The organism is Pseudomonas sp. GNP014 (genome assembly GCF_054344005.1).
Window position 1 is genome coordinate 3,084,939 of sequence record NZ_JBTGUS010000001.1, and the last position, 20,356, is coordinate 3,105,294.

General features: G+C 61.3%; 21 protein-coding genes, 1 pseudogene and 1 riboswitch. Of the genes and pseudogenes, 17 read left to right on the forward strand and 5 right to left on the reverse strand.

The genetic code is table 11. The features are described 5' to 3' along the window. The first annotated feature begins 183 nt into the window (after positions 1-183). On the forward strand, positions 184-720 hold the full coding sequence (locus ACXX9E_RS13900) for a C40 family peptidase (RefSeq protein WP_123465896.1): 537 nt from the start codon (positions 184-186) through the stop codon (positions 718-720). Positions 721-848: 128 nt separating this feature from the next. Here ACXX9E_RS13900 and ACXX9E_RS13905 read toward each other — a convergent pair whose 3' ends face one another. Together ACXX9E_RS13905 and ACXX9E_RS13910 are read right to left on the reverse strand one after the other, a co-directional pair. Further along, complete coding sequence (locus ACXX9E_RS13905) at positions 849-2,162, reverse strand: PQQ-dependent sugar dehydrogenase (protein WP_458555562.1); 1,314 nt, start codon at positions 2,160-2,162, stop codon at positions 849-851. Between the two features lie 66 nt (positions 2,163-2,228). After that, the gene (locus tag ACXX9E_RS13910) at positions 2,229-2,813 is read right to left on the reverse strand and encodes a hypothetical protein (RefSeq protein ID WP_123465899.1); all 585 of its coding nucleotides are present in this window, start codon (positions 2,811-2,813) and stop codon (positions 2,229-2,231) included. Between the two features lie 163 nt (positions 2,814-2,976). Beyond that, positions 2,977-3,208, forward strand: a riboswitch (cobalamin riboswitch). A gap of 81 nt (positions 3,209-3,289) precedes the next feature. Here ACXX9E_RS13910 and cobO point away from each other — a divergent pair. The 14 genes from cobO (at position 3,290) to ACXX9E_RS13980 (ending at position 14,903) form a co-directional block, all read left to right on the forward strand. After that, the gene (gene cobO, locus ACXX9E_RS13915) at positions 3,290-3,901 is read left to right on the forward strand and encodes a cob(I)yrinic acid a,c-diamide adenosyltransferase (protein ID WP_123465901.1); all 612 of its coding nucleotides are present in this window, start codon (positions 3,290-3,292) and stop codon (positions 3,899-3,901) included. Beyond that, positions 3,898-5,247: a cobyrinic acid a,c-diamide synthase CobB gene (locus tag ACXX9E_RS13920; RefSeq protein WP_222833382.1), complete on the forward strand. Its 1,350-nt coding sequence runs from the start codon at positions 3,898-3,900 to the stop codon at positions 5,245-5,247. Before cobO ends, ACXX9E_RS13920 begins: the two co-directional genes overlap by 4 nt. A gap of 47 nt (positions 5,248-5,294) precedes the next feature. Beyond that, a complete protein-coding gene (gene bluB, locus ACXX9E_RS13925; RefSeq protein ID WP_128615176.1) occupies positions 5,295-5,945 on the forward strand; it encodes a 5,6-dimethylbenzimidazole synthase in 651 nt (216 codons plus the stop codon). Continuing rightward, positions 5,942-6,850, forward strand: coding sequence for an adenosylcobinamide-phosphate synthase CbiB (gene cbiB, locus ACXX9E_RS13930; protein WP_458555563.1), 909 nt, complete (start codon positions 5,942-5,944; stop codon positions 6,848-6,850). The genes bluB and cbiB overlap by 4 nt, the downstream gene beginning before the upstream one ends. Then, positions 6,843-7,835 carry a threonine-phosphate decarboxylase CobD gene (cobD, locus tag ACXX9E_RS13935; RefSeq protein WP_123465910.1) on the forward strand — a complete coding sequence of 331 codons (993 nt, stop codon included), beginning with the start codon at positions 6,843-6,845 and terminating at the stop codon, positions 7,833-7,835. Before cbiB ends, cobD begins: the two co-directional genes overlap by 8 nt. Next, positions 7,832-9,283: a cobyric acid synthase gene (locus ACXX9E_RS13940; protein ID WP_458555564.1), complete on the forward strand. Its 1,452-nt coding sequence runs from the start codon at positions 7,832-7,834 to the stop codon at positions 9,281-9,283. Before cobD ends, ACXX9E_RS13940 begins: the two co-directional genes overlap by 4 nt. 149 nt (positions 9,284-9,432) lie before the next feature. Next, on the forward strand, positions 9,433-9,954 hold the full coding sequence (gene cobU, locus ACXX9E_RS13945; RefSeq protein WP_340133428.1) for a bifunctional adenosylcobinamide kinase/adenosylcobinamide-phosphate guanylyltransferase: 522 nt from the start codon (positions 9,433-9,435) through the stop codon (positions 9,952-9,954). Beyond that, positions 9,951-11,006 carry a nicotinate-nucleotide--dimethylbenzimidazole phosphoribosyltransferase gene (cobT, locus tag ACXX9E_RS13950; protein ID WP_458555565.1) on the forward strand — a complete coding sequence of 352 codons (1,056 nt, stop codon included), beginning with the start codon at positions 9,951-9,953 and terminating at the stop codon, positions 11,004-11,006. The genes cobU and cobT overlap by 4 nt, the downstream gene beginning before the upstream one ends. Beyond that, positions 11,003-11,578, forward strand: coding sequence for an alpha-ribazole phosphatase family protein (gene cobC, locus ACXX9E_RS13955; RefSeq protein ID WP_123465918.1), 576 nt, complete (start codon positions 11,003-11,005; stop codon positions 11,576-11,578). Before cobT ends, cobC begins: the two co-directional genes overlap by 4 nt. 1 nt (position 11,579) lies before the next feature. After that, positions 11,580-12,311, forward strand: a complete 732-nt coding sequence (locus ACXX9E_RS13960) for an adenosylcobinamide-GDP ribazoletransferase (RefSeq protein ID WP_447808530.1) — start codon at positions 11,580-11,582, stop codon at positions 12,309-12,311. A 192-nt stretch (positions 12,312-12,503) separates the two neighbouring features. Then, positions 12,504-12,908 carry a MarR family winged helix-turn-helix transcriptional regulator gene (locus ACXX9E_RS13965; protein WP_123465922.1) on the forward strand — a complete coding sequence of 135 codons (405 nt, stop codon included), beginning with the start codon at positions 12,504-12,506 and terminating at the stop codon, positions 12,906-12,908. Positions 12,909-12,960: 52 nt separating this feature from the next. Then, positions 12,961-14,169, forward strand: a complete 1,209-nt coding sequence (locus tag ACXX9E_RS13970; RefSeq protein ID WP_123465924.1) for an MFS transporter — start codon at positions 12,961-12,963, stop codon at positions 14,167-14,169. Then, positions 14,166-14,288, forward strand: a complete 123-nt coding sequence (locus tag ACXX9E_RS13975) for a hypothetical protein (protein ID WP_256591474.1) — start codon at positions 14,166-14,168, stop codon at positions 14,286-14,288. Before ACXX9E_RS13970 ends, ACXX9E_RS13975 begins: the two co-directional genes overlap by 4 nt. 54 nt (positions 14,289-14,342) lie before the next feature. Then, positions 14,343-14,903 carry a glutathione peroxidase gene (locus ACXX9E_RS13980; RefSeq protein ID WP_457237443.1) on the forward strand — a complete coding sequence of 187 codons (561 nt, stop codon included), beginning with the start codon at positions 14,343-14,345 and terminating at the stop codon, positions 14,901-14,903. Positions 14,904-15,035: 132 nt separating this feature from the next. Here the strand turns inward: ACXX9E_RS13980 and ACXX9E_RS13985 are convergent, their stop codons facing one another. The 3 genes from ACXX9E_RS13985 to ACXX9E_RS13995 all read right to left on the reverse strand — a co-directional run bounded on the left by ACXX9E_RS13985 (position 15,036) and on the right by ACXX9E_RS13995 (position 17,437). Further along, a complete protein-coding gene (locus ACXX9E_RS13985; RefSeq protein ID WP_458555566.1) occupies positions 15,036-16,307 on the reverse strand; it encodes an OmpP1/FadL family transporter in 1,272 nt (423 codons plus the stop codon). Between the two features lie 146 nt (positions 16,308-16,453). Next, the gene (locus ACXX9E_RS13990) at positions 16,454-16,936 is read right to left on the reverse strand and encodes a hypothetical protein (RefSeq protein WP_186748351.1); all 483 of its coding nucleotides are present in this window, start codon (positions 16,934-16,936) and stop codon (positions 16,454-16,456) included. A gap of 276 nt (positions 16,937-17,212) precedes the next feature. Continuing rightward, positions 17,213-17,437: a hypothetical protein gene (locus ACXX9E_RS13995; protein ID WP_108589715.1), complete on the reverse strand. Its 225-nt coding sequence runs from the start codon at positions 17,435-17,437 to the stop codon at positions 17,213-17,215. 1,023 nt (positions 17,438-18,460) lie between these two features. Between ACXX9E_RS13995 and ACXX9E_RS14000 the strand changes: the two genes are divergently transcribed. Beyond that, complete coding sequence (locus tag ACXX9E_RS14000; RefSeq protein WP_186748347.1) at positions 18,461-18,784, forward strand: SEL1-like repeat protein; 324 nt, start codon at positions 18,461-18,463, stop codon at positions 18,782-18,784. Between the two features lie 175 nt (positions 18,785-18,959). Further along, positions 18,960-20,326 (forward strand): annotated as a pseudogene (locus tag ACXX9E_RS14005) (DNA recombination protein RmuC). The last annotated feature ends 30 nt before the right edge of the window (positions 20,327-20,356 follow it).

Below are 20,356 nucleotides of genomic sequence, written 5' to 3' on the forward strand. Positions count from 1 at the left end.
GCGCCGGCAGCCGAGTAGACCCAGACTTTACAAGGTGAAGTTAAAGTCTTACTTGAAGTTTGTCGTATAGCCGCTAGAATCCTGTATCTATATTGATGGCAAACCGCCTGCGTGCTCCGCAGGCGGTTTTGTTTTCTGTCCATCCGGCAGAGAAAGCCGCAGCCAGATCAGGATGTTCTGCTTATGACGATGTCGGCCCGCCTTGCTTTGATCTTCTGCGCAGCGCTGCTCAGCGCCTGCGCCAGTCGCACACCACCGCCCGCGCCTGTGGTGCGCGCCCCGGTAGTGTTCGGACCCTCCCAGTCATTCTCGCCCGCTGCTGAAGACGTGCTGTTTCGCGCCCTGGGCCTGGTTGGCACGCCTTATCGCTGGGGCGGCAATACACCAGACTCCGGGTTTGATTGCAGTGGTCTGATCGGTTTCGTCTACCGTGATGCGGCGGGTATCAGCTTGCCGCGTTCCACGCGAGAGATGATCGTGATGCAGGCGCCGAATGTCGGCAAGGAAGGCTTGCAGACCGGTGACCTGATCTTCTTTGCCACCAATGGCGGTTCGCAGGTCAGTCATGCGGGGATTTATGTCGGGGAAGGGCGCTTCGTGCATGCGCCGGCAACCGGCGGTACGGTGAAGCTGGACAGCCTGTCGAAGGCGTATTGGCAGAAAGCGTATCTGAGTGCCAAGCGCGTGTTGCAACCTGAGCACCTGGCGCGTAACCCTTAGTTCAATGACTCACAATCCAATGCAGGAGTGAGCCTGCTCGCGATAGCAGTCAATCAACAGTGATGTTGAAGATGACGCTGTCATCGCGAGCAGGCTCACTCCTGCAGTTGTTTTGGTTCAGGCAAAAGTTATTTGGCGAACGATACTCGCCACACTTTGTTGCCCACATCATCGGCCACCAGCAAGTCCCCTTGCTGGTCGATCACCACGCCCACCGGGCGACCTAGCGCATTCTCATCCTTGTCGAGGAAACCGGTCAGCACATCCACCGGTGTTCCGTTCGGTTTGCCTGCGCTGAACGGGACAAAAATCACTTTATAGCCACTGTGCGGCTTGCGGTTCCATGAGCCGTGCTGCCCAATGAACGCGCCTTCCTTGAACTGCGCCGGCAGGCTATTGCCCTCGGCGAACGTCAGACCCAGCGAAGCGGTGTGCGGGCCTACGGCATAGTCCGGGGCGATGGCCTTGGCCACCAGATCAAGGTTTTGCGGTTTCACGCGCTCATCCACATGCTGCCCGTAATAGCTGAATGGCCAGCCATAGAAACCACCGTCCTTGACCGAAGTGATGTAGTCCGGCACCAGGTCGCTACCGATTTCGTCACGCTCGTTGACTGCCGTCCACAGTGCGCCTGTGGTGGGTTCCCAGGCCAGGCCGTTGGGGTTGCGGATGCCCGAGGCGAAGATCCGGTGATTGCCAGTGGCGCGATCCACCTCCCAGATCGCTGCGCGTCCTTCTTCTTTATCCAGACCGTTTTCGCCGACGTTGCTGTTCGAGCCGACGGTGACGTACAGCTTGCTGCCGTCCTTGCTGGCGATGACGTTTTTGGTCCAGTGGTGATTCAGCGTGCCGCCCGGAAGATCGGTGACCTTGATCGGCTGCGTCTTGATCTCGGTCGCGCCGGGTTCGTAGTGAAAGCGCAGCAGGCGATCGGTGTCGGCGACATACAGGTCATTGCCCACCAGTGTCATGCCGAACGGCGAGTTGAGGTTTTGCAAAAATACTGTGCGGGTCTCCGCTACGCCGTCGTGATCGGCATCGCGCAGCAGGGTGATACGGTTCGGGCTCGGCACGCCGGCACCGGCCTTGCCCATGACTTTTTTCATGACCCAGCCACGAATGCCGCTGCTGTCGTCCGGTTTCGGCGGGGCGTTGGTTTCCGCTACCAGCACGTCACCATTGGGTAGTACGTAAAGCCAGCGCGGATGATCGAGGCCTTCGGCAAACGCGGCCACTTGGGTGCCGGCCGCAGCGGTTGGTTTGCCGCCGGCGGGCCAGCCGACTGCCGGAGCGATGTTCACTGTCGGGATCAGGGTCTTGTTCGGTTCGGGCAGTTTCGGTGACGGGCCGGTGCCGTCGGAGACTTGCAGGCTAGAGGATTCACCGCAGGCGGTGAGCCCTCCGGCGAGGGCGATGACGAAAGCGAGTCGGGTTTTGCGCATTACTGATCTTCCCTATGAATGCATTCCTAATCATAGAGGAGCTGACGCGCCCGATGGTTCAACCGCTTAGCCACGGGCCTCTTTGAACAGCACGGCGATGCCCGGGTGATAGTTGCCGGCTTCGCTGCGCAGTTTTCGGTAGGCGTAAGGGAAGTACCAGGCGACCGCGCAGGTGTGTTCCTTTTGCAGATCGTCGACCATGTCCTGCAATTCTTCAGGGCTGGCGCTGTGCTGGGCCTTTTGCGGGGCGACGAACAGGCAGCCAAGCCGCAGATCACTGGCGTAGCTGATGCGTTTGGCGTCGCTGGTAATGTCCTGCAGGGCCTGGGTCAGGTTGAGGTTGTTGACCCGTGGCCAGCGCTGCGTGGCCTGAATGAAGGCGCGGTCGTCAGTCCCGGCGATAAACAGATCGGCGCGGGCGTTGCGCTCGCCATCCTCGTTCTGTTTGCGGGTGGGCGTCTGGCTGAGGGTCACCAGTTCGGCCATCCAGGCTGCCGCCGAGAGCAATCCGAGATTGGCGTTCTCGTCATGCCAGTAAGGCGTGTCGCTGTCGCCGCGCACGGCGTTGTAACGGTCGATACAGTCAAACCAGCGTTCAAGCACCGGGCGCAGGAATTCCAGGCGCGGGTTGCTGATGATCATGCCTTGCATCGTCATCATCCTTATTGTTGTGATGGGCTTTTCCGGGAAAAGCATGGCTCTTTGATATCACTTGTATCAGTGTGGCACAAGATTGGCGTCAGATAATTGATCGACGGCAGTTATTCGACCGATGTCCCCCTCTTTAATTGACGCTCCACCCCCAACCCTCTAACCTTCGCGGCTTGTTTCAGGTGCTCTGTGACACCCCGTCGACAGAGTGAAACAGGGAAGCCGGTGAGGGTTGTCTTCGCGCGAAGAGCCACCACAATCCCGGCGCTGCCCCCGCAACGGTAAATGAGTAAAAGCTGCGCCTTGAGCCACTGCCTCGACAGAAGCGGGAAGGCGCGCAGCCAGGCGCATCGCCGCTCATGAGCCCGGAGACCGGCCTGATCCATCCAGCGGCATCACGGTGGGCGATGCCAGGCTTTTTGCCGTCTATTCTTGTGCCTGCCCGCCGTTATTCAGCCTCAACGGAGAGCTCCCCCATGACTGATTCCCCCGAGCGTGATGAACGCCATCTGGCGCGCATGCAGCGCAAAAAAGCCGTGATCGACGAGCGCATCGCCAACTCGCCCGATGAGTGCGGTCTGGTGCTGGTGCTGACCGGCAACGGCAAAGGCAAAAGCAGTTCGGCGTTCGGCATGCTTGCCCGCGCGATGGGCCACGGCATGCAGTGCGGCGTGGTGCAGTTCATCAAGGGCCGTAACAGCACCGGCGAAGAGCTGTTTTTCCGCCGCTTCCCGGAGCAAGTGCGCTTTCATGTGATGGGCGAGGGTTTCACCTGGGAAACCCAGGATCGTCAGCGCGATATCGCCGCCGCCGAAGCGGCGTGGGAAGTGTCCCGCGAGCTGTTGCGCGATCCGTCGATCGGCCTGGTGGTGCTGGATGAATTGAACATCGCCCTCAAGCACGGCTACCTCGACCTCGATCGGGTACTGAGCGACTTGCAGGCGCGTCCGCCGATGCAGCACGTGGTCGTCACCGGCCGCGCAGCCAAGCCGGAAATGATCGAGATGGGTGACACCGTCACCGAAATGGGCATGCTCAAACATGCCTTCCAGGCCGGCATCAAAGCGCAGAAAGGCGTCGAACTTTGAATCAGCCACGTCACTGCCCGGCGGTGTTGATCGCTGCGCCGGCCTCCGGTCAGGGCAAGACTACCGTCACCGCTGCGCTGGCGCGTTTGCATCGCAATCAGGGGCGCAAGGTGCGCGTCTTCAAGTGCGGCCCGGACTTTCTCGATCCGATGATTCTCGAGCGCGCCAGCGGTGCGCCGGTGTATCAACTGGACATGTGGATGGTCGGCGAGCAGGACAGTCGGCGTTTGCTGTGGGAAGCGGCCGCCGAGGCCGATCTGATCCTGATCGAAGGTGTGATGGGCCTGTTCGACGGCACGCCATCAAGCGCCGATCTGGCGCGGCATTTCGGCGTGCCGGTACTTGGCGTGATCGACGGCACCGCGATGGCGCAGACTTTCGGTGCGTTGGCGCTGGGCCTGGCGAAGTATCAACCGGATCTACCGTTCGCTGGCGTGCTGGCCAACCGCGTCGGCACCTTGCGTCACGCGCAATTGCTCGAAGGCAGCCTCACTGAAGGCCTGCGCTGGTACGGCGCGCTTTCCCGCGAAACCGGAATCGAGTTGCCGAGCCGGCACCTCGGTCTGGTGCAGGCCAGTGAGCTCAATGACCTGGATCTGCGTCTCGACGCGGCCGCCGAAGCATTGGCCAGCAGTTGCGAGGTAGCGCTGCCACCGGCCGTGGAATTTGCCGCGCCTGAAGTCATCACCGCCGAACCATTGCTCGAAGGCGTGCGCATTGCCGTCGCCCGCGATGAAGCCTTTGCCTTTATCTACGGCGCCAGCCTCGACCTGTTGCGGGCGATGGGCGCCGAGTTGAGTTTTTTCTCGCCGATCCGCGACACGCAATTGCCCGAGGCCGACAGCCTGTATCTGCCTGGCGGTTACCCGGAACTGCACCACGCGGCGTTGTCGCAAAACACCGCAATGCTCGACGCGATCCGCGCGCACCATGCGGCCGGCAAGCCGTTGCTCGCCGAATGTGGCGGCATGCTCTATCTGCTTGATTCGTTGACCGATGTCGAAGGCCGCCGTGCCGAACTGCTCGGGCTGCTGCGCGGTGATGCGGTGATGCAAAAACGTCTGGCGGCACTGGCGCTGCAAGCGGTGGACCTGCCGGAAGGTTCGTTGCGCGGCCACACCTATCATCATTCGCTGACCACCACTGAGCTGACACCGATTGCCCGTGGCTTGAGCCCGAATGGCGGACGCGGGGCCGAGGCGGTTTATCGCGAGGGGCGGATGACGGCTTCGTATGTGCACTTTTATTTTCCGTCGAATCCTGCTGCGATTGCCGCATTGTTTGCGCCAGATCGTGACGCCGCCTTCGCGAGCAAGCTCGCTCCCACAGGGGATCGCGTTTCTTGAGCAAGCACCCCGTCCAATGTGGGAGCGAGCTTGCTCGCGAAGAGGCCATGACCGACAACGCATTTACCGAGGCCGAGCGCCAAGCCGTCTATCGAGCCATCGCCGAACGCCGCGACATGCGTCACTTCACCGGTGGCACGGTCGAACCGGAGCTGTTGCGCCGTCTATTGGAGGCTGCCCATCAGGCGCCGAGCGTCGGTCTGATGCAGCCGTGGCGCTTCATCCGCATCAGTGATCGCACCTTGCGCGGGCAGATCCAGAACCTCGTGGAAGAAGAACGCATCCGCACTGCCGAAGCCCTTGGCGAGCGCAGCGATGAGTTCATGAAGCTCAAGGTCGAAGGCATCAACGACTGCGCCGAGGTGTTGGTCGCGGCGCTGATGGACGATCGCGAAAAACATATTTTCGGTCGCCGCACATTGCCGGAAATGGACATGGCCTCGTTGTCCTGTGCGATCCAGAACCTGTGGCTGGCCGCTCGCGCCGAAGGCCTGGGCATGGGCTGGGTGTCGCTGTTCGAACCGCAGGCGCTGGCCGATCTGCTGCAACTGCCGGCCGGGGCCAAGCCGCTGGCGGTGTTGTGTCTGGGGCCGGTCAAGGCATTTTATCCGGCACCGATGCTGGTCCTCGAAGGGTGGGCGCAGGCGCGTCCGCTGAATGAGTTGCTGTTTGAAAATTTTTGGGGAGTGAGTCAATGAGTGTGGCGTTGTTGAGTGTCGCCGCCGTGGCGCTGGATGCGCTGCTGGGTGAACCGAAACGCTGGCATCCGCTGGTGGCGTTCGGCAATTTCGCCGGGCGCATCGAGCAACGTTTCAATGCGGGCGGGCGCGGCTGGCGCAGTCATGGGGTCACCGCGTGGGTGATCGCCGTGCTGCCGCTGACGCTGCTCGCCACCGCGTTTTCCTGGGCGCCGTACGTGGGCTGGCTCGTCGAGATTCTCGCGCTGTATTGCGCCCTCGGCATGCGCAGTCTTGGCGAACACGTCGAGCCCGTAGCCAAAGCCCTGCGCAGCGATGATCTGGAAGAGGCGCGCAAGCGCGTCGGCTATCTGGTCAGCCGCCAGACCTGTGAACTGGACAGCACCGCCGTCGCTCGCGCCGCCACCGAATCGGTGCTGGAAAACGGCAGCGACGCGGTGTTCGCCGCGCTGTTCTGGTTTATCGTCGCCGGTGCGCCGGGCGTGGTGCTCTATCGTTTGAGCAATACGCTCGACGCGATGTGGGGCTATCGCAACGAACGCTTCGAGCGCTTCGGTTGGGCGGCGGCGAAAATCGACGACGTCCTCAACTACATTCCTGCGCGTCTGGTGGCGTTGACCTACGCGTTGCTCGGCAATACCCGACTGGCCTGGAAGTGCTGGCGTAGCCAGGCGCCCAAGTGGGACAGCCCCAACGCTGGCCCGGTCATGGCGGCCGGCGCTGGCGCGCTGGGCGTGGAGCTGGGCGGCCCGGCGATCTACCACGGCGAACTGCACGAGCGTCCACAACTTGGTGAAGGTGTGCCGGCCGATGCCGATTCCATTGATCGCGGCTGGCAATTGGTCCAGCGCGGGGTATGGTTATGGCTGCTGATTCTCTGCGTGGGGGCTGAATTCTATGCTTGAGCACGGTGGCCGGCTGCGCAAGGCTGCACTCGATTACGGTATCGCCGAGGCCGACTGGCTCGATCTGTCCAGCGGTCTGGCGCCGTGGCCGTTTCCGGTCCCGGCGATTCCGCTGCGCGCCTGGGCGCGCCTGCCGGAAACCGATGACGGTCTGGAGCAGGCTGCGTGCGACTACTATGGCGCACCGCAGGTATTGCCGGTGGCCGGTTCGCAGATGGCCATCCAGTTGTTGCCGCGTTTGCGCCGCGCCGGCAAGGTCGGTGTGTTGTCGCCGTGTTATGCCGAACACGCCGAAGCGTGGCGGCGCAGCGGCTATATCGTGCGCGAAGTGCTGGAACAGGAAGTCGAGTTTTTTCTCGACAGCCTCGATGTGCTGGTGGTGGTCAATCCGAACAATCCGACCGGCCTGAGCCTGACCCCGGCGCGTCTGCTCGACTGGCACGCGCGGCTCGCCCAGCGTGGCGGCTGGCTGGTGGTCGATGAGGCGTTCATGGACAACACGCCGCAGCTGAGTCTGGCTGCGCACACTCATCTGGTCGGTCTGATTGTCTTGCGTTCGTTCGGCAAGTTTTTTGGTCTGGCCGGCGTTCGCCTCGGCTTTGTCCTGGCCGAACGCCGGCTGCTCCGATTGCTCGCCGAACAGGTCGGGCCGTGGGCCGTCAGCGGACCGACGCGGGTGCTCGGGCAGGCCTGTCTGCAAGACACTGAAGGTCATACACGTCAACGCATTCGCAGCGACGAAGCCAGCGAGCGCCTGGCCTCGTTGCTTGAGCGTTATGGTTTCAAGCCGCAGGGTGGTTGCGCGCTGTTCCAGTGGCTGAGCACCGAGCATGCGGCGACGTTGCATGAATTCATGGCCCGCCGCGGCATTCTCCTGCGTCTCTTCACCCACAACAGCAGTCTGCGTTTCGGCCTGCCCGCCGACGCGGCTGAAGAGGCGCGGCTCGAAAAAGCGCTGCAAGCCTTTACCAAGGAATCGAAATGACCACCCTGATGGTGCAGGGCACCACTTCCGACGCCGGCAAAAGCACGCTGGTGACAGCGCTGTGCCGCTGGGCGACCCGTCAGGGCGTGGCGGTCGTGCCGTTCAAACCGCAGAACATGGCGCTCAACAGCGCGGTGACCGCCGACGGCGGCGAGATCGGCCGTGCGCAAGCGGTGCAGGCGCAGGCGGCGTTTCTTGAGCCGCACACCGATATGAACCCGGTGCTGCTCAAACCCAACAGCGATACCGGCGCGCAAGTGATCATCCACGGCCGCGCCGTCACCAGCATGAACGCCGTGGCGTATCACGACTACAAAGCCATCGCCATGCAGGCGGTGCTCGCTTCGCACCAACGCCTCACTGCAGCGTATCCGCTGGTGATGGTCGAAGGTGCAGGCTCGCCGGCGGAGATCAATCTGCGTGCCGGTGACATCGCCAACATGGGTTTTGCCGAAGCGGTGGATTGCCCGGTATTGCTGATAGCCGACATTAATCGCGGTGGGGTGTTTGCGCATCTGGTCGGCACGCTGGAGCTGCTGTCGCCGAGCGAGCAGGCGCGAGTCAAAGGCTTCATCATCAACCGCTTTCGCGGCGATATCGCCTTGCTGCAACCAGGCCTCGACTGGCTGGAACAACGCACCGGCAAACCGGTGGTTGGCGTCTTGCCCTATGTGATGGATCTGCATCTGGAGGCCGAGGACGGCATCGATCAGCGCCAGACCGACAAGGCCGAACAGGTGCTGAAAGTGGTGGTGCCGGTGCTGCCGCGCATCAGCAACCACACCGATTTCGATCCGCTGCGTTTGCACCCGCAAGTGGACCTGCAATTCATCGGCCCGGGGCAGGCGATTCCTGCCGCCGATCTGATCATCCTGCCGGGGTCGAAAAGTGTGCGCAGCGATCTCGCGTATCTGCGCGCCAATGGCTGGGAAGCAGCCATCAACCGGCATTTGCGCTACGGCGGCAAAGTGCTGGGGATTTGCGGCGGTCTGCAAATGCTGGGCGAACAGGTGCATGATCCGCTGGGGCTGGAAGGGGCCGCAGGTTCCAGCGCCGGGTTGGGCTTGCTGGCGTTCGACACGACGCTGGAAGCCGATAAACAATTGCGCAACGTGCGTGGGCGGCTGGCGCTGGAAGACGCCGAGGTCAGCGGCTATGAAATCCATGCAGGCGTGACGGTGGGGCTGGCGCTGGAAAACGCGGCGGTGCATCTGGATGACGGTCGTTGCGACGGTGCGCAGAGTCTGGACGGGCAGGTGTTCGGCACGTATCTGCACGGTCTGTTCGAATCGCCCCAAGCCTGTGCGGCGCTGTTGCGTTGGGCCGGTTTGAGCGATGTGCAGGAAGTGGATTACCACGGACTGCGCGAGCGCGATATCGAACGGCTGGCGGATCTGGTGGAAAAGCATCTGGATACCGGGCTATTGCGTCAGCTCTGTGGGATTTGAGTGGCCTGTCCAGGCCCCATCGCTGGCAAGCCAGCTCCCACAGGGTTTGATGTCGGGGACATATTTTTGTGAACACCACTGAAACCTGCGGAAGCGGGCTTGCCCGCAATGAGGCCGGTGATCTCACTAAACCTTTTCTGGATAAAAAAATGCTCCAACTGATCCTCGGCGGCGCCCGCTCCGGCAAAAGTCGCCTGGCGGAAAAACTCGCCAGCGACAGCCAGTTGCAGGTCACTTATATCGCCACCAGCCAACCGCTGGACGGCGAAATGAGCGACCGCGTCGCCCATCACCGCGCCCGCCGTCCTGTGGAATGGGCCCTGATCGAGGAGCCGCTCGAACTGGCCCGCGTGCTGCGCGAGTCTGCCAGTGCCGAGCGCTGCCTGTTGGTCGATTGCCTGACTCTGTGGCTGACCAATCTGCTGATGCTCGATGACGCAGAGCGTCTGGCCGCTGAGCGTGACGCCCTGCTGGACGGCCTGGCGTCATTGCCGGGGGAAATCATTTTTGTCAGCAACGAGACCGGAATGGGTGTCGTGCCGCTGGGCGAATTGACTCGCCGCTACGTCGATGAAGCCGGTTGGCTGCATCAAGCTCTGGCTGAGCGCTGTCAGCGTGTCGTCCTGACCGTCGCCGGCCTGCCCCTGACTCTGAAAGGACCTGCGTTATGACTCAAACCTGGTGGCTCAATCCGTGCAAACCGGTGAATGCCGAGGTTGTCGCCCAAGCGGCGGCGCGGCAACAGCAATTGACCAAGCCGGCCGGCTCCCTCGGTCGCCTGGAAACCGTGGCGGTGCAACTGGCGGGCCTGCAAGGGCAGGTCAAGCCGACGCTAAAGCAGATCTGGATCGCGATTTTTGCCGGCGATCACGGCGTGGTCGCCGAAGGGGTGTCTGCGTTCCCTCAGGAAGTCACCGGGCAGATGCTGCTCAATTTCGTCAGTGGTGGCGCAGCGATCAGTGTGCTGGCGCGCCAACTCGGTGCGCAATTGGAAGTGGTGGACCTGGGCACCGTGACGCCGTCGTTGAACCTGCCGGGCGTGTTGCACCTGAATGTCGGTCCGGGCACGGCGAACTTCGTCAAGGACGCGGCGATGACTCCAGCGCAGGGCGAACTCGCCTTGCAGGCCGGTCGCGACAGCGTGTTGCGGGCGAAAGCGGTGGGTACGCAGCTGTTCATCGGCGGCGAAATGGGCATCGGCAACACCACCGCTGCCAGTGCGCTGGCCTGTGCCTTGCTCGATTGCCCGGTGGCCCACTTGACCGGTCCGGGTACCGGTTTGAATGCCGAAGGTGTCAGCCATAAGGCCCAAGTCATCGAGCGCGCGTTGGCCCTGCACGCTGCACAGCGTGGCGATGCGCTGCAAACCCTGTTCAACCTCGGCGGTTTCGAGATTGCGGCGCTGGTCGGTGCGTATCTGGCGGCAGCCCAGGAAGGCGTTGCGGTGTTGGTCGACGGCTTTATCTGCACCGTCGCCGCGCTGGTTGCCGTGCGTTTGAATCCCGCCTGCCGCGAATGGCTGCTGTTCGGTCATCGTGGTGCCGAACCGGGCCATCGCCATGTGCTGGAAACCCTCGGCGCCGAACCGCTGCTGGAACTCGGCTTGCGTCTGGGCGAGGGCAGCGGGGCAGCGCTGGCGGTGCCGTTGTTGCGTCTGGCGTGCGACCTGCACGGACAGATGGCGACCTTCGCCGAGGCGGCGGTGGCGGATCGTCCGGCATGACCTTGCGTCTGGATCTGCTGCGTCACGGTGAGACTGAACTGGGCGGTGGTTTGCGCGGCAGTCTCGATGATGCGCTGACCGAACAAGGCTGGGCGCAGATGCGCGCGGCAGTGGTCGCAGGCGGGCCGTGGGATCGGCTGGTCAGCTCGCCGCTGCAGCGTTGTGCACGGTTCGCTGCAGAATTGGGTGAGCAACTGAATCTGCCGGTGCAACTGGACAAGGATCTGCAGGAACTGCATTTCGGCGCCTGGGAAGGGCAAAGTGCCGCAGCGCTCATGGAGTCCGATGCCGAGGCGCTGGGGCTGTTCTGGGCGGACCCGTATGCGTTCACCCCGCCACAGGGTGAGGCGGTCAGCGATTTTGCGGCTCGCGTGCTCGGCGCGATTGCGCGCCTGCATCGGGCCTATGCTGGCGAGCGCGTCTTGCTGATCAGTCACGGCGGCGTGATGCGCCTGTTGCTGGCGCAGGCGCGGGGGCTGCCCCGTGAGCAGTTGCTGAGTGTCGAGGTCGCGCATGCATCAGTGTTTTCCCTGACGGTCGAAGCCAATGGTTCGCTCAAGGAAGGTCACTGACATGTTGCCACTGTGGATCGCCCTGCAATTTCTCAGCAGTCTGCCGATTCGTCTGCCGGGGATGCCGGAGCCGGAGCAGCTCGGCCGTTCGTTGCTGTGTTATCCGCTGGTGGGGTTGCTGTTCGGGGTGATGCTCTGGGGGTTGAACCTGGCGTTGGCCGGCGCACCATTGTTGTTGCATGCGGCGCTGTTGCTGACCGTGTGGGTGCTGCTCAGCGGCGCGCTGCATCTCGACGGACTGGCCGACAGCGCTGACGCCTGGCTTGGTGGCTTCGGTGATCGGGAGCGCACCCTGACAATCATGAAGGATCCGCGCAGCGGGCCGATTGCGGTGGTCACGCTGGTGTTGGTGTTGCTGCTCAAGTTTGCCGCATTGCTGGCGCTGATCGGGCAACAGCAGGGCGTGGTGTTGCTCATCGTGCCGATGCTGGGGCGTGCGGCGCTGTTGGGGTTGTTTCTGACCACGCCGTATGTGCGGGCGGGAGGGTTGGGGCAGGCGTTGGCCGATCATCTGCCGCGCAGGGCAGGATGGTGGGTGCTTGGCGCAAGTATGCTGGGCTCTTTGCTGATCGCCGGGGTTGAAGCGGTTGTTGCGCTGGTTGTTGCGTTCGGGATGTTTGTCTGGCTGCGGCAGGTGATGATGCGGCGGTTGGGCGGGACTACGGGCGATACGGCGGGGGCGTTGCTGGAATTGCTGGAGATGGCGGTGCTGGTGGGGTTGGCGTTGGTCTGACCGGTTTGTGGTGAATGTTATGGCCTCTTCGCTGGCAAGCCAGCGCCCTCAGGTATTGAGGGCGTTTGCAGATTTTGTGACGACTTGCAAAAACTGTGGGACCAGCGATGGCGGTGGGGCAGACGCCACAAATCTTATTGATAAACTCATGTGTAACTTGATTTAACACAGTCGCGGGTATATACACGCATCATGCTTCCTTCTCAGTGTTTGTGCACCAACCTGCGTCGCGCCGCGCGTGGCGTCAGCAGGCATTACGACGGCGCCCTCGACGGCTTCGGGATCAACGTTGCCCAGTATTCTTTGCTGTGTAACCTGCAGCGTCTGGATCAGCCGAGCATCTCGGAACTGGCCGAAGCCATGGGTCTGGATCGCAGCACCCTGGGCCGCAATCTGCGGGTGCTGGAAGGCGACGGTCTGGTGGCGCTGGCCGAGGGCGAAGACATGCGCAACCGCATCGTCCGGCTCACCGAAACCGGCGCGCAACGTCTGGCTGCTGCACTGCCAGCCTGGGAAGCGGCGCAGCAACGGTTGATCGACCGTCTGGGTGCCGAGAAGCGTGAAACCTTGCTGAAATTGCTGGACGAACTGGCCTGATGCCGGTTTTTTCGGGTTCAAGCGGGTATATACCCGCGACTGGAGAATAACAATGACGACGATGTGGCGTACGTGCGGTTGGGTGTTGCTGGGGAGTGCGCTGATTCTGGCGTTGTCATTGGGCGTGCGACACGGCTTCGGGTTGTTTCTGTCACCGATGAGCGCGCAGTTCGGCTGGGGGCGCGAAGTGTTTGCCTTCGCCATTGCCTTGCAGAATCTGATCTGGGGTCTGGCGCAGCCGTTTACCGGCGCGTTGGCCGATCGTTTCGGTGCGGCGAAAGTGGTGCTGATCGGCGGCGTGCTCTACGCCTTGGGCCTGGTATGCATGGGGTTGTCCGATTCGGCGTTGACCCTGTCCTTGAGTGCCGGTCTGTTGATCGGCATCGGTCTGTCCGGCACTTCGTTCTCGGTGATCCTCGGTGTGGTCGGCCGTGCCGTACCTCCGGAAAAACGCAGCATGGGCATGGGTATCGCCAGTGCGGCGGGGTCCTTTGGCCAGTTTGCCATGTTACCGGGCACGCTCGGCCTGATCGGCTGGCTCGGCTGGTCGGCGGCGTTGCTGGTACTCGGCCTGCTGGTGGCGCTGATTGTGCCGCTGGTGAGCATGCTCAAGGACAAGCCGCTGCCAGTGTCGGGGCATGAACAGACCCTGTCCGAAGCGTTGCGCGAAGCCTGTTCGCATTCCGGTTTCTGGCTGCTGGCGTTCGGGTTTTTCGTCTGCGGTTTTCAAGTGGTGTTCATTGGTGTGCACCTGCCGGCGTATCTGGTCGATCAACATTTGCCGGCCACCGTTGGCACCACTGTGCTGGCGCTGATCGGTCTGTTCAATATCTTCGGCACGTATACGGCCGGGTGGCTGGGCGGGCGCATGTCCAAGCCGCGTCTGCTCACTGCTCTGTATTTGTTGCGTGCGGTGGTGATCGTGCTGTTCCTCTGGCTACCGGTGACGACCACCTCGGCCTATCTGTTCGGTATGGCCATGGGCTTCCTGTGGCTGTCGACCGTACCGTTGACCAACGGTACGGTGGCGACCTTGTTCGGTGTGCGCAATCTGTCCATGCTTGGCGGCATCGTGTTCCTGTTCCACCAGCTCGGCTCGTTTCTGGGCGGCTGGCTGGGCGGGGTGGTCTATGACCGTACCGGGAGTTATGACTTGATCTGGCAAGTGGCAATTCTTCTGAGCCTGTTGGCCGCCGCGTTGAACTGGCCGGTGCGCGAGCGACCTGTCGCGCGTCTGCAACCCCGTGCGCACGCCGCATGAGCCGACTCTGGCCGCGTTTCGTCTTCGCTGCTCTCGGTGCTGCTCTGCTGGCGTTGGTGTGGTGGGGCTGGCATCAGGGCGGCCTGGCCTTGATGCAGTTGGGCATGAGCATTTGCTAGAACGGGGCGTGGCGAGTAACGTCGAAGTCTGATGACTGCTTAAGGATGCTCGACATGCTGATGCGCTGGTGTGCTGTTCCTGCGTTGCTGATGGCGTTGACTGGCCTGGCCCAGGCCGCTGACTGTCCCGATCTGCTGCAAGGTTCGCTGCCCAAATTGCGGGCCAAGGAGTCCATCGACCTGTGCCGGCAGTACGCCGATAAACCGCTGGTGGTGATCAACACTGCCAGCTTCTGCGGTTTTGCCCCGCAGTTCGAAGGCCTGGAGGCGCTCAATCAGCGCTACAAGGCGCAAGGGCTGCAAATGCTCGGGGTTCCTTCAAATGACTTCAAGCAAGAGTCCAAGGACAGCGCAGAGACCGCCAAGGTCTGCTACGCCAACTACGGCGTGACCTTCGCCATGACCGAACCTCAAAAAGTTCGGGGAGATGACGCTACGCATCTGTTTCAGGTGCTCGCTGCGCAGAGTAGCGCGCCGAAGTGGAACTTCTACAAATACGTGGTCGATCGCCAGGGCAAGGTGATCGCCAACTTTTCAAGCCTGACCAAGCCGGATGATCCGGAGTTTATTGCGGCAATCGAGAAGGCCATCGCTTCGAAACCGCTGAAGCCCTGATGCGTTGAGTGCTTTGGTGGGAGCCTGTGTTGTATTTCAACATGAGTCTCGCATAGTCATTAAAAAAGCCCCGCCTCTGTACAAGAGAGCGGGGCTTTTTAGTGGGCGAGGGGTTAACCCCGCCCGGCAGCATCAGAAGCGGTAGGTCGCGCCGACACCGAAACCGTTTGCCGAGTTTTCATACTTGGCGTCGTAGGTCTGGCCACGTGCGTTTTCGTTGCGGATCTTGACCGACTCTTCCTTCAGGTACGAGTAAGCGACGTCGATGGTCAGGTCTTCGGTCGGGCTCCAGCCAGCGCCGATGCTGAAGATGGTCCGGTCACCCGTCGGGATGCGTGGCGAACGGTCGACGTTGTTGGTCGGCGACTGGTCGAAGGTCAGGCCGGTACGCAGTACCCATTCCTTGTTCAACTGGTACGACGTACCCACAGCGTAAGCCCAGGAATCGTGCCAGTTCTGGTCTTCGGTGATCTCGCCAAACTGACCGGCCAGCAGCGGTTGTACACCGGAGTTCTTGACGGTGATTTTTTCCAGCTGGCTCCAGCGGGTCCAGGTCGAACCGGCGTAGACGTTCCAGCGATCGTTGATCGCCTGGGTGACCGAGAAGTCGATGGATTCAGGCGTGGTGATCTTCAGCGAAGCGTCGTACTTCTGGTTGGCGCCCAGGCCGACTGCGCCGAGCAGGCCATAGTTGACCTTGGTGTCGCCTTTGAGCTTGTAGTCGACTTTCGAGTGGTACGTCAGACCCAGGCGCGTGGTGTCGGTGGCTTGCACCAGTACGCCGACGTTGTAGCCCAGCGCGGTGTCGTCACCCTTGATCTTGACCTTGCCGTCCGGCGCAGCCTGAGTGATCGACAGGTTGGATTCCAGTGTGCCGTCGATGCGGTTGATGGTCGGACCGAAACCTACCGACACCACGTCGTTGAACTTGTAGCTGACAGTCGGCTGGAAGGTGATGACCTGTACTTCGGACTTGCTGCCGAAGTAGCGGCCGGCAAAGCCTTTTTCGTAGTCGGTAATCAGGCCGAACGGCACGTAAACGCCGAGGCCGAATGCCCAATGCTCATCAATCGGTTTGACGTAGAAGCCCATAGGTACAGAGGTGAAGGGCACCATGTCGCCTTTGTTGCTGCCGCCGTTAGGGCTGGAGCTGGCGTCGCTGATATCGGTTTTGGCATCGAGGAATGCAACACCGCCCGTGACTTGTTCGCGCGTGAGGCGCGACATACCGGCAGGGTTGCCATAAACAGTGCTTGCGTCGTCGGCAGAAGAGGATCGCCCAGCGTAACCGGTGCCCATCCCGCTGATACTGTGTTCGTTGATGGCAAAGCCAGCTGCGAAGATCTGGGTGGATGCCATGGTAACGGCGAGGCTAAGGGTGGTTTTGAGCATGACTTTTTTCATTATTAGAACTCCTGGTGATCACCGGGGCGAAAATTACCAACATTTTCGTCCCAGCGCTATAGTCCGTATGCCTTGAGTTAGAGCGGTTTTGTAGGACAATCCGACCAAATTCGCTACCTGATGAGCGATCTTGCAAAGCGGACGGTTTAACAGGCGACCTGATTCAGCGGTGAAACACAGGTCTGCCAGGCGTAAGTGAAATCACGCAGACGTCCCTGCGGCTGAAAGGTCTGACGCCAGATGCGCGCCATTCCCAGCAAGTCGTTCGGGTCGGGGAGGGTGGGGTTTTGTTCTTCGACCAGCAGCCAGGCAATGGCAGTGGCGTAACGCAGATTAACGGTCAATTCCAGGTGTGGGCCGCTGAGGAAAGCATGCTGGCTGGCGAGGCCGCGCACCAGGCTGGCGCGCTCCGGGTCGAGGGCCAGATAGTCATCCCAAAGGGCCTGATGGCGATGCTCGGCAATACGGTAGAGGCCGTGGCCACGGCGGTCATGCAGGGCGGATCCGAGGGCGGACTGGCTGGCGGCGATGCCCAGCAGCAGGGATTCGGCGGTTGCGCAGTGGCGTCCCAGGTAGATCAATGTAGGACGGATCACATAGCGGCACAGTTCGCTGGCAGCGATACCCATAAAACCCTCGGATCTTGTAATGGTTCGGCGAGTCCTGAAGGGGGCCTTGGCAGCGGTGGATCGACTCAGGCTCGCCGCAAGCGGATCAAGCCGCTTGAGTTGAAGTGTAGTGTCATATTCGCGATGTAAAGGTCTGTTTTTAAAATATTTCCAGCTTCGAGTTATAACCGTTATATCCGAAGGTGCTTAGGCGCGACGGGCAAAAACTGAAATATCAGGCAATAAAAAGCCCCGCGTTTCAGGCGGGGCTTTTGCTTTTTGCAGCCTTTTCGGCTCTCAGGCAACCAGGGCCTGACGTGTACGATCGATCACGGCCTGCAGCGGTTCGGCGCTGGAGTACTGATCGGGGTACAGACGCTCGCTGTGGCGGGCGATCCCGTGTTCATTGACTACGGTGAAGCTGAAGCAGCCTTTGCGAGCGGCCATGATCAGGCAGTTCATCGGTGCGAAGGCGTTGGTTAGGGTGCGAATGGCATCCTGAGTCTGGATTTGAGTAGACATAGTTATTAGGTGTTCCTACAAATGACACGGATAAGAACCGTGCAACGTTAAAACGTTCCAGTAACGTCGACCACCGTTGGTCGAACGAAGAACCCGACTGGAACAAAGCAGCCAGTTTGCAAGCGCTGAATAAGTTGGCGCGCTTGGGCTGGCAGGTAGGTACTTAGGAGGACAGGCATCACAACGAGGGCAAAGGTTCTGGGCCCGGGGTGAAGATCCTGATCAATTTGCAGGTTGGTTCGGTCAGAGTAAGTGTTCTTCGCAACACCCTTTGTATTCATTCAAAGGCGTGTCGTCGCAAGATTTACCTGGAAACCATCGAGGGGTCGTTTCCCGCTTTTTTCGGTAGATGCTTCTTGGAAGAAGGTTGACCGTGGGGATGTGTTCGACCGGAATTGACTTTCAGCTTGGTACTAACGCCGCGGATACTAACCAATCGTTGCGGGTTATGCAAACCCATCGTTAAAAAGATGACGTGCGGTCGCGCGGATCACGGGTGACAGGACAGGCCTCTTCGCCAGCAGGCTCGCTTCCACTGCGATCGCGGTCTGGTGGGGTAGCGAGTCTGCTGGCGAAGGAGTCTCGCCCGATCAACCGTCGGTCGCCACAAAAGCGTGCAGCCATTTCCGGCGCCAAGCCGCTTATCTCCCGTTCGGGATGCAAAACGACCCGAAAAAGCGCACCGATATAACCGGGTAACAGGTACTTGTGCACATTAGTTGCGCAGCCTGTAACGGCGCTGTCATAACAATCCTGACCCCGGTCACTGCCTGTATCGAAAGTTTAAGTCAATGAAAACCATCGCTTTTTTTTGTTGGTGAAAAAATCGTCAGTTTGACTGCGAGCCCCATTCCATAAGGCTTTGCGCGGGTTGGAGGGCGGTTGTCCACTGAGTTATCCACAGCTTCTGTGGATTGTCCCGAGCGCTTGCTCTAGCACGGGCGTGCCGGGTTATTTTTCGACTTTACCTGTAGGAAAAAGAGAGTAGAGTGGCGCGCCTTCCGATCTGTCCCACAGTGTTTTATGAAGTTTCGCTCAGTATCAGACTCTGTTACCTCACAACCACTTCCTGTTACCCCGCCCAAGCGATTTTCCGTGCGTGTGGCCGAGTGGCTGCTCGACAGCCCGCGCCTGAGCGCCAGCCACAATGCCAAGCACCTGGCCGGTCGCCTGCTCAAGCAGCCGGCGCGTGAAGGTGTGGTTGCAGCGCAAAGCCGTCTCGGCCAGTTGATGTGCCGTGAATGCGGCAATGCCCGGGACCGGCGTATCGGTCAGGATCTTTTGCGTCAGGCCGCCCGCGCCGGCGACCGTCGTGCGCAAGAGGAACTCGGGCTCATCGCAGACTGAGCTGTCCAAGACCTGACGCCTTGGTTAACCTTCAGGCTTTATAAGATTGGCAGGAGTCGCTATGGCTATGGACTTGACCAGCGTATTGCTCGGTCTCGCAGCGGCGGGGTTGCCGCTGCTGGCACTGGCCTGGCAGCTGCAGCGCCGGGCCAGTGACAGGCAGGCCGAGGTCGCCTTGCTCGAAGAGCGGCTGGCCATGGCGCAACTGTCGCAGGACGGGCTCAACGCACAACTGGATGCCCAGCCGCGACGAAATCGCCGACCTGGGGCAGGCCAACGCCGCCAAGCAAGCCGAACTGGCCGCCCTGCGCCGCGAAGTCGAGTTGCTGCAAATCGAACGCGATGACGCCCGCGACGCTTCCCACGCCTGGAACCTTGAACGCGCCAACAAGGAAGCCGAACTGCGTCGCCTCGATGCACAGGCCGCTTCGCTGAATGCCGAACTGCGCGAGCAGCAGGAAAGCCATCAACAGCGCCTCAACGACCTGCAAGGTTCGCGCGATGAGCTGCGTGCACAGTTCGCCGAACTGGCGGGCAAGATCTTCGATGAGCGCGAACAGCGCTTCGCCGAAACCAGCCAGCAGCGGCTCGGGCAGTTACTCGATCCGTTGAAAGAGCGCATTCAGTCCTTCGAAAAGCGCGTGGAAGAAAGCTACCAGGCCGAAGCCCGCGAGCGCTTCTCGCTGGCCAAGGAACTGGAACGCTTGCAGGCGCTCAACCTGCGTCTGAGCGACGAGGCGACCAACCTGACCCGCGCCCTCAAAGGCCAGAAAACCCAGGGCAACTGGGGCGAGCTGATTCTTGAGCGGGTGCTCGAACACGCCGGGCTGGAGAAGGGCCGCGAGTACCAGACCCAGGTCAACCTCAAGGGGCCGGATGGCGAGCGTTTCCAGCCGGATGTGGTGATTTATCTGCCGGGCGACAAGCAGGTGGTGGTCGACTCCAAGGTCAGCCTCACGGCGTATCAACAATACGTGGCCGCTGAAGACGACACCCTGGGGCAGATCGCGATCAAGCAGCACGTGCTGTCCCTGCGCAATCACGTCAAGGGCTTGGCCGGCAAGGATTACAAGCGTCTGGAGGGGTTGCACAGTCTTGATTTCGTGCTGCTCTTCGTGCCGATCGAAGCGGCATTTTCCGCCGCGTTGCAAGCCGAGCCGACCCTGTTTCAGGAGGCTTTCGACCGCAATATCGTTATCGTCAGCCCGACCACCTTGCTGGCCACGTTGCGGGTGATCGACAGCCTGTGGAAGCAGGAGCGACAGAGTCAGAACGCCCGGGAAATCGCCGAGCGCGCGGGCTGGCTGTATGACAAGTTCGTGCTGTTCATTCAGGATCTGGACGAGGTCGGCAATCGCTTGCAGCAGCTTGGACAAAGCCTACAGCTCGGCGCGCAACAAGCTGACCGAGGGACGCGGCAATCTGGTCAGTCGCAGTGAGCAGCTCAAATTGCTGGGCGCGCGGGCGAGCAAGAGCTTGCCGGCTGATCTGCTGGAGCGGGCGATGACCGATGTCGATGGGCTGGTGGAACTGCCAGAGTAACCCGGACTTCTGTGGCAAGGGCTCATGAGT

What these genes read in the sequence shown, in the direction of transcription:
- ACXX9E_RS13975 (WP_256591474.1), top strand. Translation starts at nt 14,166, where the DNA reads ATGAGCCGACTCTGGCCGCGTTTCGTCTTCGCTGCTCTCGGTGCTGCT.
- ACXX9E_RS14000 (WP_186748347.1), top strand. Translation starts at nt 18,461, where the DNA reads ATGAAGTTTCGCTCAGTATCAGACTCTGTTACCTCACAACCACTTCCT.
- ACXX9E_RS13970 (WP_123465924.1), top strand. Translation starts at nt 12,961, where the DNA reads ATGACGACGATGTGGCGTACGTGCGGTTGGGTGTTGCTGGGGAGTGCG.
- cobC (WP_123465918.1), top strand. Translation starts at nt 11,003, where the DNA reads ATGACCTTGCGTCTGGATCTGCTGCGTCACGGTGAGACTGAACTGGGC.
- ACXX9E_RS13985 (WP_458555566.1), bottom strand. Translation starts at nt 16,307, where the DNA reads ATGAAAAAAGTCATGCTCAAAACCACCCTTAGCCTCGCCGTTACCATG.
- ACXX9E_RS13940 (WP_458555564.1), top strand. Translation starts at nt 7,832, where the DNA reads ATGACCACCCTGATGGTGCAGGGCACCACTTCCGACGCCGGCAAAAGC.
- cbiB (WP_458555563.1), top strand. Translation starts at nt 5,942, where the DNA reads ATGAGTGTGGCGTTGTTGAGTGTCGCCGCCGTGGCGCTGGATGCGCTG.
- cobU (WP_340133428.1), top strand. Translation starts at nt 9,433, where the DNA reads ATGCTCCAACTGATCCTCGGCGGCGCCCGCTCCGGCAAAAGTCGCCTG.
- ACXX9E_RS13905 (WP_458555562.1), bottom strand. Translation starts at nt 2,162, where the DNA reads ATGCGCAAAACCCGACTCGCTTTCGTCATCGCCCTCGCCGGAGGGCTC.
- ACXX9E_RS13910 (WP_123465899.1), bottom strand. Translation starts at nt 2,813, where the DNA reads ATGCAAGGCATGATCATCAGCAACCCGCGCCTGGAATTCCTGCGCCCG.
- cobO (WP_123465901.1), top strand. Translation starts at nt 3,290, where the DNA reads ATGACTGATTCCCCCGAGCGTGATGAACGCCATCTGGCGCGCATGCAG.
- ACXX9E_RS13965 (WP_123465922.1), top strand. Translation starts at nt 12,504, where the DNA reads ATGCTTCCTTCTCAGTGTTTGTGCACCAACCTGCGTCGCGCCGCGCGT.
- ACXX9E_RS13900 (WP_123465896.1), top strand. Translation starts at nt 184, where the DNA reads ATGACGATGTCGGCCCGCCTTGCTTTGATCTTCTGCGCAGCGCTGCTC.
- bluB (WP_128615176.1), top strand. Translation starts at nt 5,295, where the DNA reads ATGACCGACAACGCATTTACCGAGGCCGAGCGCCAAGCCGTCTATCGA.
- ACXX9E_RS13990 (WP_186748351.1), bottom strand. Translation starts at nt 16,936, where the DNA reads ATGGGTATCGCTGCCAGCGAACTGTGCCGCTATGTGATCCGTCCTACA.
- ACXX9E_RS13995 (WP_108589715.1), bottom strand. Translation starts at nt 17,437, where the DNA reads ATGTCTACTCAAATCCAGACTCAGGATGCCATTCGCACCCTAACCAAC.
- cobT (WP_458555565.1), top strand. Translation starts at nt 9,951, where the DNA reads ATGACTCAAACCTGGTGGCTCAATCCGTGCAAACCGGTGAATGCCGAG.
- ACXX9E_RS13980 (WP_457237443.1), top strand. Translation starts at nt 14,343, where the DNA reads ATGCTGATGCGCTGGTGTGCTGTTCCTGCGTTGCTGATGGCGTTGACT.
- ACXX9E_RS13960 (WP_447808530.1), top strand. Translation starts at nt 11,580, where the DNA reads ATGTTGCCACTGTGGATCGCCCTGCAATTTCTCAGCAGTCTGCCGATT.
- cobD (WP_123465910.1), top strand. Translation starts at nt 6,843, where the DNA reads ATGCTTGAGCACGGTGGCCGGCTGCGCAAGGCTGCACTCGATTACGGT.